This is a genomic window from Phaeobacter italicus, assembly GCF_001258055.1.
In the GTDB taxonomy this organism is placed as follows: domain Bacteria; phylum Pseudomonadota; class Alphaproteobacteria; order Rhodobacterales; family Rhodobacteraceae; genus Phaeobacter; species Phaeobacter italicus.
The window spans coordinates 145,893-158,550 of record NZ_CVRM01000022.1 but is presented as its reverse complement, the minus strand read 5'-3'; the positions used below and the strand labels follow the sequence as shown (position 1 = coordinate 158,550).

Annotated in this window: 13 protein-coding genes; 10 read left to right on the top strand and 3 right to left on the bottom strand. The window is 58.7% G+C overall.

Annotation, left to right across the window (positions count from 1 at the left end):
- The first annotated feature begins 200 nt into the window (after positions 1-200).
- Together NIT7645_RS09380 and xrtE are read left to right on the top strand one after the other, a co-directional pair.
- The gene (locus NIT7645_RS09380; protein WP_037303043.1) at positions 201-1,010 is read left to right on the top strand and encodes a division plane positioning ATPase MipZ; all 810 of its coding nucleotides are present in this window, start codon (positions 201-203) and stop codon (positions 1,008-1,010) included.
- Positions 1,011-1,014: 4 nt separating this feature from the next.
- Positions 1,015-2,631 carry an exosortase E/protease, VPEID-CTERM system gene (xrtE, locus tag NIT7645_RS09375; protein WP_110732334.1) on the top strand — a complete coding sequence of 539 codons (1,617 nt, stop codon included), beginning with the start codon at positions 1,015-1,017 and terminating at the stop codon, positions 2,629-2,631.
- Positions 2,632-2,669: 38 nt separating this feature from the next.
- Here xrtE and NIT7645_RS09370 read toward each other — a convergent pair whose 3' ends face one another.
- The 3 genes from NIT7645_RS09370 to NIT7645_RS09360 form a co-directional block, all read right to left on the bottom strand.
- Complete coding sequence (locus NIT7645_RS09370) at positions 2,670-2,966, bottom strand: VPEID-CTERM sorting domain-containing protein (protein WP_046211591.1); 297 nt, start codon at positions 2,964-2,966, stop codon at positions 2,670-2,672.
- A gap of 145 nt (positions 2,967-3,111) precedes the next feature.
- Positions 3,112-4,338 (bottom strand): adenylate/guanylate cyclase domain-containing protein, encoded by a 1,227-nt coding sequence (locus tag NIT7645_RS09365; RefSeq protein WP_046211592.1) that lies wholly within the window; start codon positions 4,336-4,338, stop codon positions 3,112-3,114.
- Positions 4,339-4,394: 56 nt separating this feature from the next.
- Positions 4,395-4,835, bottom strand: coding sequence for a MarR family winged helix-turn-helix transcriptional regulator (locus NIT7645_RS09360; RefSeq protein ID WP_050686833.1), 441 nt, complete (start codon positions 4,833-4,835; stop codon positions 4,395-4,397).
- A gap of 72 nt (positions 4,836-4,907) precedes the next feature.
- Between NIT7645_RS09360 and hmgA the strand changes: the two genes are divergently transcribed.
- The 8 genes from hmgA (at position 4,908) to NIT7645_RS09320 (ending at position 12,620) form a co-directional block, all read left to right on the top strand.
- Positions 4,908-6,269 carry a homogentisate 1,2-dioxygenase gene (gene hmgA, locus NIT7645_RS09355; protein WP_046211593.1) on the top strand — a complete coding sequence of 454 codons (1,362 nt, stop codon included), beginning with the start codon at positions 4,908-4,910 and terminating at the stop codon, positions 6,267-6,269.
- Positions 6,270-6,376: 107 nt separating this feature from the next.
- A complete protein-coding gene (gene fahA / locus NIT7645_RS09350) occupies positions 6,377-7,633 on the top strand; it encodes a fumarylacetoacetase (protein WP_050686831.1) in 1,257 nt (418 codons plus the stop codon).
- 84 nt (positions 7,634-7,717) lie between these two features.
- The gene (locus tag NIT7645_RS09345) at positions 7,718-8,668 is read left to right on the top strand and encodes an MBL fold metallo-hydrolase (RefSeq protein ID WP_046211594.1); all 951 of its coding nucleotides are present in this window, start codon (positions 7,718-7,720) and stop codon (positions 8,666-8,668) included.
- Between the two features lie 151 nt (positions 8,669-8,819).
- Complete coding sequence (locus NIT7645_RS09340; protein ID WP_050686830.1) at positions 8,820-10,439, top strand: FAD-dependent oxidoreductase; 1,620 nt, start codon at positions 8,820-8,822, stop codon at positions 10,437-10,439.
- Positions 10,436-10,645, top strand: a complete 210-nt coding sequence (locus NIT7645_RS09335; protein WP_008562327.1) for a DUF2783 domain-containing protein — start codon at positions 10,436-10,438, stop codon at positions 10,643-10,645. The genes NIT7645_RS09340 and NIT7645_RS09335 overlap by 4 nt, the downstream gene beginning before the upstream one ends.
- A gap of 5 nt (positions 10,646-10,650) precedes the next feature.
- Positions 10,651-11,193: a VOC family protein gene (locus NIT7645_RS09330; RefSeq protein WP_046211597.1), complete on the top strand. Its 543-nt coding sequence runs from the start codon at positions 10,651-10,653 to the stop codon at positions 11,191-11,193.
- A gap of 67 nt (positions 11,194-11,260) precedes the next feature.
- Positions 11,261-11,902 carry a maleylacetoacetate isomerase gene (maiA, locus tag NIT7645_RS09325; RefSeq protein ID WP_050686828.1) on the top strand — a complete coding sequence of 214 codons (642 nt, stop codon included), beginning with the start codon at positions 11,261-11,263 and terminating at the stop codon, positions 11,900-11,902.
- A gap of 19 nt (positions 11,903-11,921) precedes the next feature.
- Entirely contained in the window at positions 11,922-12,620 is a 699-nt protein-coding gene (locus tag NIT7645_RS09320) for an NnrU family protein (RefSeq protein ID WP_050687092.1), read from the top strand.
- The last annotated feature ends 38 nt before the right edge of the window (positions 12,621-12,658 follow it).

Genomic DNA, 12,658 nt, shown 5'->3' with positions numbered 1-12,658 from the left:
GCCGTCCTCCGCATTTTCGGGAAACGCCGTCCATTTGGGCGGCGTTTTCTTTTTCATGCTTCGCCCCCGTCTATGTTGCGAAATAGAGCCTAACTCAGAGCCTAACCAAGGGATTTGACGGCTTCCCATAGAATCGAGCGGGCAGTATACTTGACCCAAATATGCGCGAAAATTCGCGCAAGGTTCTGGGGGAAGTAGACGTGGCGCATATCATTGTCGTCGGGAACGAAAAGGGCGGTGCAGGCAAATCAACCGTCTCCATGCATGTCGCAACCACCTTGGCCCGTTTGGGGTTCAAGATTGCTGCGCTGGATCTGGATCTGCGGCAACGGTCCATGGGCCGTTATCTGGAAAATCGCAAAACCTTCATGCAGCAGGCTTCGCTGGACCTGCCGCTGGTTGAACTGCATGAACTGCCAGAAATTGATGCCGACAGCCTACAGCCCGGCGAAAACATCTACGATCATCGCCTGTCGGCCGCAGTGTCCGAGCTGGAACCCAACAACGACTTTATCCTGATCGACTGCCCCGGTTCGCACACACGGCTGAGCCAGGTTGCGCATTCGCTCGCCGATACGCTCATCACACCGCTGAACGACAGCTTTGTGGATTTCGACCTGCTCGCACATACCGATCAGAAGGGCGAGAAGATCACTGGACCCTCTGTCTACTCCGAGATGGTATGGAACGCCCGCCAGCTGCGCGCCCAAGCCGGCTTGAAGCCCATCGACTGGGTGGTGATCCGCAACCGTGTCGGCACCCAGCGGATGGTCAACAAGGAAAAGATGGAGCGCGCCATCAACATGCTGTCCAAGCGGATCGGCTTTCGGGTGGCGCCTGGCTTTTCCGAGCGTGTCGTCTTTCGCGAATTGTTTCCGCGCGGGCTCACCCTGCTCGACCTGAAGGACATCGGCGTCAAGCAGCTCAATATCTCCAACATCGCCGCCCGCCAGGAACTGCGCGACATGATGAAGGCATTGAACCTGCCGGGCGTGGATGTCGACATCTGAGCACATGACACCTGCTGGGGGCATCTCTGCCCCCAACAGGATTGGCGCGCGCCGTCTGTTCTTTGTGCTCGCCATTGCAGTGGCAGAGTTGATGGCCGTGATGGTCGCCTACCAGCTCATTGCAAATGTGCACTGCAAGTTTACGGGGGCAGATCTTGCCTGTACCAGCGTACGCTCGATTGCCGGGCGCCTGATTGCAGCACTGACTGTTCTTGGTCTTTATCTTGTCCTGGTGCGGAGCGCCTATCACCGGCTCGTCCTCGCGATCGGCGAGGCACCAAAACGCACCTCGGCGCTGGCGTTGAATGCAGTCGGCGTGCTGATCGCCTTTGCCCCACTCGCCCTGTTTGGGCCCAGTGGGATAAATGCCTGGATCTCTCCCACTCTGATCCTGATCTGTCTTGGCGGCGCCATTGCTGGCGCTGGCGGTCTCTTGGCTTTGATGCCTTTCGCCCGCTGGCTTTCCTGGCTTCGCGAAAGCGGCCGCACGCTCATCCTTGCGCTTCTCGTCGCGCTCATCATGCCGGACATCACCCGCATGATGGAGCCGCTCTGGAATATCGAGGCCCTGACCAGCGTGACCTTTTTGCTGGTTTCCACTGTGCTCAAAGCAACAGGCGCATCCGTGTGGACCGACGCGAGCGAACATCTGATCCGGGTTGATGGGTTCCTCGTAGAAATCGGCGAGCCTTGCTCAGGTGTCGAAGGCTTCGCGTTGGTAACGACCTTCATGGCGCTTTATGCGCTGCTCATGGGCCGTGATGTCCGCCAGAGCCGCTATTGGCTGATCCTCTTTCCCGCAGCGCTCCTGCTGAGCTGGACCTTCAACATTGCTCGTATCGCCATCCTGATCCTGATCGGGGCGTGGGTTGCGCCCGAACACGCCGTCAACGGTTTCCACAGCTATGCCGGATGGCTGATGTTCACCATCCTGGCGCTCTTGGTTCTCGCGATCGCCCACCGTTCCCGCCTGCTGCAAAGCAATCCCGAAGCTGTCGCGGCCGCCTCAGCCGTTTTGCCGCCCGTGCGGGCAGATCTGCTCTTGGCCTCAATCGTGCCGTTCATCGTGATGATGCTAAGCGGCGTCCTTGTGGCGGCCCTATGGGCAGATCCCGCCGACGGCTACCCGTTGCGGGTCGGCATGATGGCAGCCGCATTGCTGGTTTTCTGGCCAGCGCTGTCGCGCCTTCGCTATCGCCCGCAACCCTTGGATATTGCCGCCGGGGCGGGGATTGCCGCTGTCTGGATCCTGCTGTCCGCCCTGGATGTGACCCGCGGCGTGAGCGACGATCCTCGTGGCCTGTTCTGGATCGGATGCCGCCTGCTTGGGACCATTGTTTTGGTGCCCGTCATCGAAGAGCTGTTTTTTCGCGGATACCTGTTGCGCCGCATTGCAGGCGAAAGCCAACCCTTGGCCCGGGCTTTGATCGGGTTGATCGTGACATCGGCGCTCTTTGGTTTGATGCATGATCGGTTCGCTCTTGGCATGGCGTCCGGAGCGATCTTTGGTGCGCTTTATCTGCGCGGCGGGGGGCTGCCTGCGGCGATCGTCGCCCATATGGTTGCAAACGCTGCTATCGCCTATATGGCCCTCGCCACCGAAAACTGGGCCCTGATCTAGATCCTGCTTCCTCGCTTGCTCGTTTACGGTCGGGTGATTCAGGCCATCCGGCGTCGACGCAGTTCCCATGCAAGCAACAGCGCAGCAGCAACCGCCGCAAGCGCCAACATGCCAGCGCTCACATCAATCTCGGGCACAGTCTGGCTTCCGCCGTTGCCGTTTCCGTTGCCGTTCCCGCCACCATTGCCCCAGCCGTTTCCCCAACCATTGCCATTCCCGTTTCCAGGGCGGCCATTGTCCTGCGGCCATTCACCGGCTGCAAAAACCACTGGCGCGGTTACGGCCCAGGCCACAATACCGGCAGTAAACGTCCCAAAGCGGGAGAAAAGGGTCATCGATCTGCTCCAAATCTGCTCATGACCCGATATTGGCTCGCCCATAGCCCGGAAATGCGGGCAAGGTGGAATCGGGTCTTGAGCCAGATCTAGTGGGCAATATTGGGCAAATTAAGGCAAAATTAACCCTAGTTTTCGGCCCGAGTTATCCGTCGACCTCACTGTCGTAGATTGTGAACAGTTCAATCGGCTCTGCGACACCGCGCAACATGTAGCGCCCCAGAGACACAAGATCTTGCGGACAAGGATGTGCGACCTTCTGGACGTATTCCGACACGATGATGCTCCGCCCAACAGAGGCATGTAGTCCTGAAATTCGTGCGGTCTGGTTCACCGTCGGGCCGATCACGGTGAAATCAAGCCGGTTTTCCGACCCGATATTGCCATAGAGGATCTCGCCCGCATGTAGGGCGAGCGTAAAATCAGCTATGGGCAAACCGTCGGCAGATCGCTCTCGGTTGCGCTGCCGGATCTGACGTTGCAATTCACAGGCTGCGGAAAGGGCCGCGTGCGCATCTTCGGTGACGCTGCCCAGGTCGAACATCGTAAGGATGCCGTCGCCCATGAACTTCAGTATGTTTCCGCCAAATTTCTGGATCGTCGCAACTGCGACGCCGAAATAGTCGTTCAACATCTCGATCAGCTCGGTTCCGGGAATCTGTTCCGCCAACTGCGTAAAGCCCTTGAGATCGAAATAGCAGATCACAGCGTCGATTTGCCGTGACGAACCGCGTGTGATCTCTCCCGACATCACGCGACGCCCTGCGTCCCGACCCAGATAGACCTGCAACAGATCCTTCGCCATCTGCTGGGTCGATGCGGCACGCATCGCAAGCCCGAGGTGCGGATAGGTCTGGCGGATCAGGTTCAGATCAGACTCGCTGAAACCGTCCCGCGCGTCGGTTGTCCACGAAGACAAGATCCCCTCTCCAGGGCGGCGGGGATCAAATGGGGCGTCAATGAAATCCCCAAAGCGCAGGATCATCGACAGATAATCGGTACCACCGCTCTTGCGAAATTCGGCCAGGACGGGAAAGCGGTCTAGCGCCGGGCCTTCCAGCCTGCTGCGAAATTCAGGCACGTTTTGATCCAGCATGTAATAGAAAGGGCTGCGCAGCCATTCATCGCGGGGTGTGTCGCTATGCTCGAAATACTCGTGGTAGACGCCGCCATCGCGGGTCCAGGTAAAACCCGTTCCCCCGTATTTGGGGTGAAACGCACGCTGCGCCAGATGGAACCGTCGCAAGGGAACACCCGCGTCAGCAAGACGCTCCGCGTAGCCTTGCAGCATTTCTTGGCGGTCCGTGTCCTGTAGTCCGGCCGAGGTAAGCCACTGAACGATCGCTTTGCTGCGCGGGTCATCATCCGTCATCTGACTGGCCCTGTTCCCTTTTTATCCGTTCCTCGCCAACTCTCGACGTCGGGCGTCTATTGGTCAATCCCTGCCAGCTTGCGCAGCATGTGACGCAGCGCCTCGCTTTCGCCTTCGCTTAGCCGGGAGGCCAGCTGGCAGTCGTAGATGGCGGCCTGCTCTCGCAGGTCCCGATAGGCAGCCTCTCCCTGTGGGGTCAGCTCCAGATGTTCGGCACGCCTGTCCTGTTCATCCCGGTTGCGCACGACAAATCGCCGCTCGGCGAGTTTGGCGACAGCCCGGCTGATCTTGGTTTTGTGGATCTTGGCGCGTTGACCAATCTCCGTTGCGGTCATCCGACCGTAGTTGCCCAAGTGAAACAGAACCCGCCATTCATTGCGCAGCATCCCGTAGCGGTTTTTATAATGCTGCTGAAATTCGAGCGAGCTCTCTTCCGCAGCGCGATTGAGCAGATAAGGCAGAAAATCCTGCAGAGTGAAGTCATCTTTTTCGGTCATGCTGCCGACCTATGCCTTGTTAGTTACAAAATCAACTATTACCGAAACTGAGAACATGAAAAGGAGCGCGCCATGAATCGCAAAGTCGATGCCCACGAAATGATCCAGGCCCCGTCCCTCGCCGGGCCCCACGAGGGGTATATGCCCGGATTCGGCAATGACTTTGAGACCGAAGCCCTGCCAGGCGCACTGCCACAAGGCATGAACAGCCCCCAGAAATGCAACTATGGCCTTTACGGTGAGCAGCTGAGCGGCACCGCCTTTACCGCACCAAGCCATCAGAATGAACGCACCTGGTGCTATCGCATCCGCCCTTCGGTCAAACACTCCCACCGTTACACCAAGATCGACCTGCCCTATTGGAAGTCCGCTCCAAACGTGGACCCCGATGTAATCAGCCTGGGTCAATATCGGTGGGATCCCGTGCCACATGGTGCAGAGGGGCTGACCTGGCTCACCGGCATGCGCACGATGACAACGGCAGGTGACGTGAACACGCAGGTCGGAATGGCTAGCCATATCTACCTCGTCACGGAATCAATGGTGGACAGCTATTTCTACTCTGCGGATTCCGAACTGTTGGTCGTCCCGCAGGAGGGCCGTCTGCGGTTTGCAACGGAACTTGGGATTATCGACCTGGAGCCACAGGAAATCGCGATCATCCCGCGCGGTCTGGTTTACCGGGTGGAAGTCCTGGAAGGGCCCTGTCGTGGCTTTGTCTGCGAAAACTACGGCCAGAAATTCGAATTGCCGGGCCGCGGCCCCATTGGCGCCAACTGCATGGCAAACCCGCGCGACTTCAAGGCGCCTGTGGCGGCCTTTGAGGACCGCGAGACGCCCTCGACCGTGACCATCAAATGGTGCGGCCAGTTCCACGAGACCCAGATCGGCCACTCGCCGCTTGATGTGGTTGCCTGGCACGGGAATTATGCCCCTGTGAAATATGATCTGCGCACCTATTGCCCGGTTGGTGCGATCCTGTTCGACCACCCGGATCCGTCAATCTTTACCGTGCTGACAGCGCCCTCGGGCCAGCCCGGCACCGCAAACATCGATTTCGTTCTGTTCCGTGAGCGTTGGATGGTGGCAGAGGATACGTTCCGCCCGCCTTGGTATCACAAGAACATCATGTCCGAGCTGATGGGCAATATTTACGGCCAATACGACGCCAAGCCGAAGGGCTTTGTTCCCGGTGGTGTCAGCCTACACAACATGATGCTGCCCCACGGTCCCGACAAGAACGCCTTTGAAGGCGCCTCTAACGCCGACCTTGGGCCAGAGAAGCTGGACAACACCATGTCCTTCATGTTCGAGACCCGCTTCCCGCAGCACCTGACTGCCTTTGCCGCAAATGAGGCACCGCTGCAGGATGACTACATCGATTGCTGGGCGGATATCGAAAAGAAATTCGACGGCACCCCGGGCAAGAAATAATCCAGCAGGGGGCGCTGCCCCCTCTGCGGCCTGCGGGCCGCATTCACCCCCGGAGTATTTCGGGAAAGATGACGAGAGCAGCGGCTCTCAAACGTAAAGGATCACCTATGCCTTTGATGAAATCCTGGGTCACTTCCGCCAATAGCGCGACCCACCCGTTCCCGCTGAACAACCTTCCCTACGGCGTTTTTTCCGTAGATGGCGACGAGCCCCGCTGTGGTGTGGCAATTGGCGACATGATCCTGGACATGCAGGCCGCAGAGGAAGCAGGCCTTGTCCAGCTGACGGACATGCCGCTGTTTGATGTGCCTTATTGGAACGATCTGATGGAACAGGGCCCGGCTGTCTGGACCGCTCTGCGCGAGCGGCTGACATCCCTTCTGGCCGAGGGGGCCGCTGAACAGGACAAGGTCGAGCCACTGTTGGTGTCGGCCTCCACCGCAGAACTGCACATGCCGTTTGCAGTGAGCGAATACACCGATTTCTACGCTGGCAAAAACCATGCCTTTAACGTCGGTACGATGTTCCGTGGGCCGGAAAATGCATTGCCCCCCAACTGGCTGCATATTCCGATCGGCTACAACGGACGTGCCTCTTCCGTTGTGGTGTCCGGCACCGATGTCCGTCGTCCCTGGGGACAATTGAAAGGCCCCAACGATGACGCGCCCCGCTGGGCGCCCTGTGCCCGGTTCGATATCGAACTCGAACTGGGGGCGATTGTTGGCACATCTTCGGAAGGGCCGATAACGGTGCAGCAGGCGGATGACCATATCTTTGGCTATGTGCTGTTGAACGACTGGTCCGCGCGCGACATCCAGGCCTGGGAATACCAGCCGCTTGGCCCGTTCCAGGCCAAGGCGACCGCCACCTCGATCTCTCCCTGGATCGTGACCAAATCCGCACTGCATCCGTTCCGCTGCAACACGCCGGAACGCGAGGTAGAGCTTCTGGACCACCTGAAGGACTGCGGGCCGATGCTTTATGATATCGACCTTGAGGTCACCATGGCCCCGGAGGGCAAAGAGCCCACGACCATTGCACGGACGAACTACAAGGAAATGTACTACTCCGCTGCGCAGCAGCTGGCGCATCACTCCACATCCGGCTGCCCGATGAATGCAGGCGATCTCTTGGGATCGGGCACCATTTCAGGCCCTACCAAGGAAAGCCGTGGCTCGCTTTTGGAGCTGAGCTGGGGCGGTAAGGAGCCACTGACCCTGGACACCGGCGAAGAACGCTCCTTCATCGCGGATGGTGACACGCTGACCCTGAAGGGCGCAGCCAAGGGCAAGGGCTATACGATCGGTTTTGGTGACTGTACCGGCACCGTTCTGCCCGCGCTTAACGATCCGTTCCAGAGGTAAGCCACGCTTTTCCTCTCGCCTCAAATATCCCCGCCGGAGGCTCCCGCACTTGCCTCCTGCGCACCGCTCAAAAGGACCGAACACATGGCTAAGGCATTCGCATCCCAAGGGGACATGACCGAAAAGAAAATTACCTTCGACGAGATCGGTGAGGGGCTCTATGCCTTCACCGCCGAAGGTGACCCGAACTCTGGCGTGATCATCGGCGACGACAGCGTGATGATCGTCGAAGCGCAGGCCACCCCGCGTCTGGCCAACAAGGTGATCGAATGCGTCCGCTCGGTGACAGACAAGCCGATCACCCATGTGGTGCTGACCCATTATCACGCTGTCCGCGTCCTGGGGGCCTCTGCCTTTGGTGCAGGCCAGGTGATCATGTCGGACAAGGCGCGTTCAATGGTTGTGGAGCGCGGTCAAGAGGACTGGGACAGTGAATTCCAACGCTTCCCACGCCTGTTCGAAGGCCACGAGAGCATTCCGGGCCTGACTTGGCCAACAACCACGTTTGGCGACTCGATGACCGTCTACCTCGGCAATCGACGTGTCGACATCAAACATCTGGGACGGGCGCATACCGCAGGTGATGCCGTAATCCATGTCCCCGATCAGAACGTCATGTTCACCGGCGACATCGTGGAATACCACTCTGCCTGTTATTGCGGTGACGGCCATTTCAGCGACTGGGGCCAGACATTGGACAACATCAAGGCCTATGATGTGGACGCCATTGCGCCGGGTCGGGGTGACGCCCTGGTTGGCAAGGAAATGGTCAATGCGGCCATCGAAAACACCCGCGATTTCGTCGAAAGCACCTATCGTCCTGCGGCCAAGGTTGCGGCCCGCAATGGCTCCTTGAAGGAGGCATGGGATGCGGTGCGCGCGGAATGTGATCCAAAGTTCGCAGACTATGCGATTTACGAGCATTGCCTGCCTTTCAACGTCGCCCGCGCCTATGACGAAGCCCGTGGCATCGACACCCCGCGGATCTGGACTGCGCAACGCGACCTGGAAATGTGGGAGGCCCTGCAGGGCTGAGCCCGGGGCAATTTTTGCGACCGGGGCGGTTTGATTCAGATCGTGTCGCCCCGGAACAACCTATGAAATGCTTGATCAGATCCCCGACACATCCATGTCCGGGGCCCGGTTGGGCTGTGCCTGACGGCAGGCAGATTTGGGAGGAGACCAGATGAACAAGATCTTTGAAATTCCCTTGTATTCGTATCAGCGCAGCGACGATCAGGACGCATCTTCACCGGTGCGTCACCCGGTCGTCGTGATCGGCGCTGGTCCTGTTGGCCTCGCTGCCGCCATTGACCTTGCCCAACAGGGGGTTGGCGTCGTGGTTCTGGATGACAATGACAAGGTCAGTTTTGGCTCTCGCGCCATCTGCTTTTCCAAACGGACGCTCGAAATCGCCGACCGGCTTGGTTTGGGTGATCCGCTTGTCGACAAGGGCGTTCAGTGGAACCTTGGCAAGGTGTTCTTTGATGACCGCAAGGTTTACGAGTTCAACCTGCTGCCTGAAGAGGGCCACAAGCGGCCTGCCTTTATCAATCTTCAGCAATATTATTTTGAAGAATACATGGTGCAGCGCGTCCGTGACCTGCAGGAACAGGGCGCGCCAATTGAAATCCGCGGCCGCAACAAGGTTTCCGCTATCGGCACCCATGACGATCACGTCACGCTGGAAATCGACACGCCCGAAGGATCCTACAACCTCGAAGCAGATTGGCTGATCGCCTGTGATGGTGCAGGCTCGCCCACCCGGCAGATGCTCGGGCTCGATTTCGTGGGTCGGGTGTTTGAAGACAACTTCCTGATCGCAGACGTGATCATGGAGGCCGACTTCCCGACTGAGCGGTGGTTCTGGTTTGATCCGCCTTTCAACAAGGGTCAGTCCGCGCTTCTGCACAAGCAGCCCGACGGGGTTTGGCGGATCGACCTGCAACTGGGTTGGGATATCGACAAGGAGCGCGAAAAACGGCCCGAAAACGTAATCCCGCGCATCCGGGAGATGCTGGGCGAAGACGTCAAGTTCGAACTGGAATGGGTGTCCATCTACACCTTCCAATGCCGCCGCATGGAGAAATTCCGGCACGGTCGGGTGATCTTTGCGGGCGACGCGGCACATCAGGTGTCCCCGTTTGGAGCGCGCGGGGCGAATTCTGGCCTGCAGGATACCGATAACCTGTGCTGGAAGCTGAAACTGGTTCTGGATGGGCAGGCCGACGAGAGCCTGCTGGACACATACGACGTCGAACGGATCCACGGAGCGGACGAAAACATTCTGAACTCATCCCGCTCAACCGATTTCATCACTCCGAAATCCGAGATGAGCCGGGTCCTGCGGGATGCGGTTCTGGATCTTTCGGAACAGTATGAATTTGCCCGCCCTCTGGTGAACTCTGGTCGATTGTCACTGCCCTGTACTTACGAGGGGTCCCCATTGAACTCCGCGGATGCCCTGAATGGCCCAGAGCGCAGCGCACCGGGCAGCCCCTGCCCTGATGCACCGCTGGGTGATGGATATCTGCTGCCGCAATTGGCGGATCGGTTCACGTTGCTGACGATCAATGCCGACGCGCCCGACAGTTTTGAGGAAGCAGGCATTACGGTGCATCGCCTCGCGCTATCGACCCAGGACGACAAGACCCGCGCGCTGCGAGAGCGTTACCTGGGCGACAACGACAGCGCCGTCTACCTGATCCGGCCCGACCAGCATGTCGCTGCGCGCCGGCCCTCTTTTGATGACAGTCAATTCCGCGCAGCCCTGCGTCGCGCGATCGGAAAGGAGCATTCGGCATGAACCATCAAGACCAGCTGATACTGACACCGAATATCGACCGTGCAGATGACTTTTATGCAGATCTGCTCTCTGCCCATGAGGGGTTGAGCAAACCGGAAAGCGATGCGTTGAACGCCCGATTGGTGCTGGTGCTTGCCAATCACATTGGCGATCGGGACGTGCTGAAACAGGCCTTGGCTGCGGCCGCGCTCAACAAAGGGGAGTGAAAGCCATGAAAATCGAACAGATCCACCACGTAGCCTATCGCTGCAAGGACGCGAAAGAGACCGTCCAGTGGTACAACAAGATGCTGAACATGGATTTTGTCCTGGCCATTGCCGAAGATCATGTTCCATCGACCCATGAACCTGATCCCTACATGCACATCTTCATGGATGCGGGGAATGGCAACGTCCTGGCCTTTTTCGAACTGCCGACCAAGCCGGAGATGGACCGTGATCGCAACACCCCCATCTGGGTGCAGCATATCGCCTTCAAGGTGAAGGATCGCGCCACCCTGATTGAGTTCAAGGACCACCTGGAAGCCAATGGTGTTGAAGTCCTGGGTGTCACAGATCACTCGATCTTCCACTCCATTTACTTCTTCGATCCAAACGGTCACCGGGTCGAACTGGCCTGTCCCGATCCGGAGGAAGAAGCCCTGCTGCAGAAACTGGATGCCGTGAAATGGGAGATGCTGGAAGAATGGTCAAAGACCAAGAAAGCCCCCAAACACGCAGACTGGCTGCACGCCAAAGAACTGCAGAAAACCTGATCCCGGGTCTGTCAGGGGTCGCCGGATCGGACCGGCGACCTCGTTTCTATAAGATGGGGCTGTGGCCATGACTGACGTGACATTGTTCGACTACTGGCGCTCTTCGGCCAGCTACCGGATCCGGATCGCACTGAACCTGGCCGGGATCGACCATGATTGCGTGACCATTGATTTGGTAAAGGGCGATCACCGCAGTCCTGAGCATTTGGCGCGCAATCCGCAAGGATTTGTCCCGGTTTTGGAAATCGATGGTCTGCGGCTGACGCAGTCGCTTGCCATCCTCGACTATCTTGACCAGACCCGCGATTTGGATCTGTTGCCAAGGGAGCCGTCAGCAAGGGCGCAGGCACAGGCTCTCGCGCATTCCATTGCTGTTGATCTCCACCCGGTATGCAATCTGCAGGTCGCCCGGCATGCAACGCTGCTGGCAGACGGTGCAGGAGACATGCCAGGAGACTGGATGCGGCATTTCATCCGACCAGGGCTGCTGGCTTTTGACGCGTTGCTTGGCGCCTATCCACCTGCGCCCTATTGCATCGGCCACAGCCCCAGTCTCGCAGATATCTGCCTGATGCCGCAGCTCTACAATGCCCGCCGTTGGGGTGTCGATTTCTCCGACATGCCTCGACTGCAGGCGATTGAAGCAACCTGTGCAGAAAACATGGCCTTTGCACGCGCCCACCCGGATGCAGTACACCCGGCCAGCTGAACACCAAACGGAGCGCAAGATGGTCGGGCAATGGACAGAGTTCGCCGCAGCAATGGCGGTTTTTCTCGCGAGCCACTTCATCCCCCGTCTTGGCCATCTGCGCGATGGACTGATCGGGCTTTTAGGACGACGGCTCTATTTCAGCGCCTACGGTATCCTCTCTATAATCCTGCTTGGCTGGGTGATCCACGCTGCGGCCCAAGCGCCCTACATCGAGGTCTGGGCGCCCGCGAACTGGCAGCGTTGGGTTCCCATGCTGACACTGCCCGCCGTATTTGTTCTGGCTGCAATCGGTATCGGCGTGGAAACACCCTTCACTTTAGGAGGAAGGCGCACCGCTTCAGTTAGCCCTGCACCCGAAGGGCGGGTTGAACTCAGCCGCCATCCCCTGCTTATTGCTCTGCTTATCTGGGCGGCGGCGCATCTTGTGGCCAACGGGGGTTTGGCTCATGTGATCATGTTCGGCCTGTTTGCGGGCCTGCCGTTGGTTGCAATTCCGGTTTTTGACGCCAGCGCTCGCAGAGAGCTCGGCCAAGGAGCTGCCGGGCTCTACTTTTCTGGCGCCCCTTTGTTTTCGCTGAAACCGCTGATGCAAGGTTCATGGCGCGCCAAACACCTGCGCCCTACGTTGCGCCGCGCCGCGGTTGGCCTTGTGCTCTGGGTTGGCGTCCTGCACTTGCATGAGGCGGTTATTGGCGTCTCGCCTTTCCCGTTTTGACCGGGCTACCCTGGCAAGATTTGATGCGCCAAAAAGTC

Bases quoted from the DNA above. Each gene is read 5' to 3' on its own strand.
- xrtE (WP_110732334.1), top strand. From the start codon at position 1,015: ATGACACCTGCTGGGGGCATCTCTGCCCCCAACAGGATTGGCGCGCGC.
- NIT7645_RS09370 (WP_046211591.1), bottom strand. From the start codon at position 2,966: ATGACCCTTTTCTCCCGCTTTGGGACGTTTACTGCCGGTATTGTGGCC.
- NIT7645_RS09365 (WP_046211592.1), bottom strand. From the start codon at position 4,338: ATGACGGATGATGACCCGCGCAGCAAAGCGATCGTTCAGTGGCTTACC.
- NIT7645_RS09360 (WP_050686833.1), bottom strand. From the start codon at position 4,835: ATGACCGAAAAAGATGACTTCACTCTGCAGGATTTTCTGCCTTATCTG.
- hmgA (WP_046211593.1), top strand. From the start codon at position 4,908: ATGAATCGCAAAGTCGATGCCCACGAAATGATCCAGGCCCCGTCCCTC.
- fahA (WP_050686831.1), top strand. From the start codon at position 6,377: ATGCCTTTGATGAAATCCTGGGTCACTTCCGCCAATAGCGCGACCCAC.
- NIT7645_RS09345 (WP_046211594.1), top strand. From the start codon at position 7,718: ATGGCTAAGGCATTCGCATCCCAAGGGGACATGACCGAAAAGAAAATT.
- NIT7645_RS09340 (WP_050686830.1), top strand. From the start codon at position 8,820: ATGAACAAGATCTTTGAAATTCCCTTGTATTCGTATCAGCGCAGCGAC.
- NIT7645_RS09335 (WP_008562327.1), top strand. From the start codon at position 10,436: ATGAACCATCAAGACCAGCTGATACTGACACCGAATATCGACCGTGCA.
- NIT7645_RS09330 (WP_046211597.1), top strand. From the start codon at position 10,651: ATGAAAATCGAACAGATCCACCACGTAGCCTATCGCTGCAAGGACGCG.
- maiA (WP_050686828.1), top strand. From the start codon at position 11,261: ATGACTGACGTGACATTGTTCGACTACTGGCGCTCTTCGGCCAGCTAC.
- NIT7645_RS09320 (WP_050687092.1), top strand. From the start codon at position 11,922: ATGGTCGGGCAATGGACAGAGTTCGCCGCAGCAATGGCGGTTTTTCTC.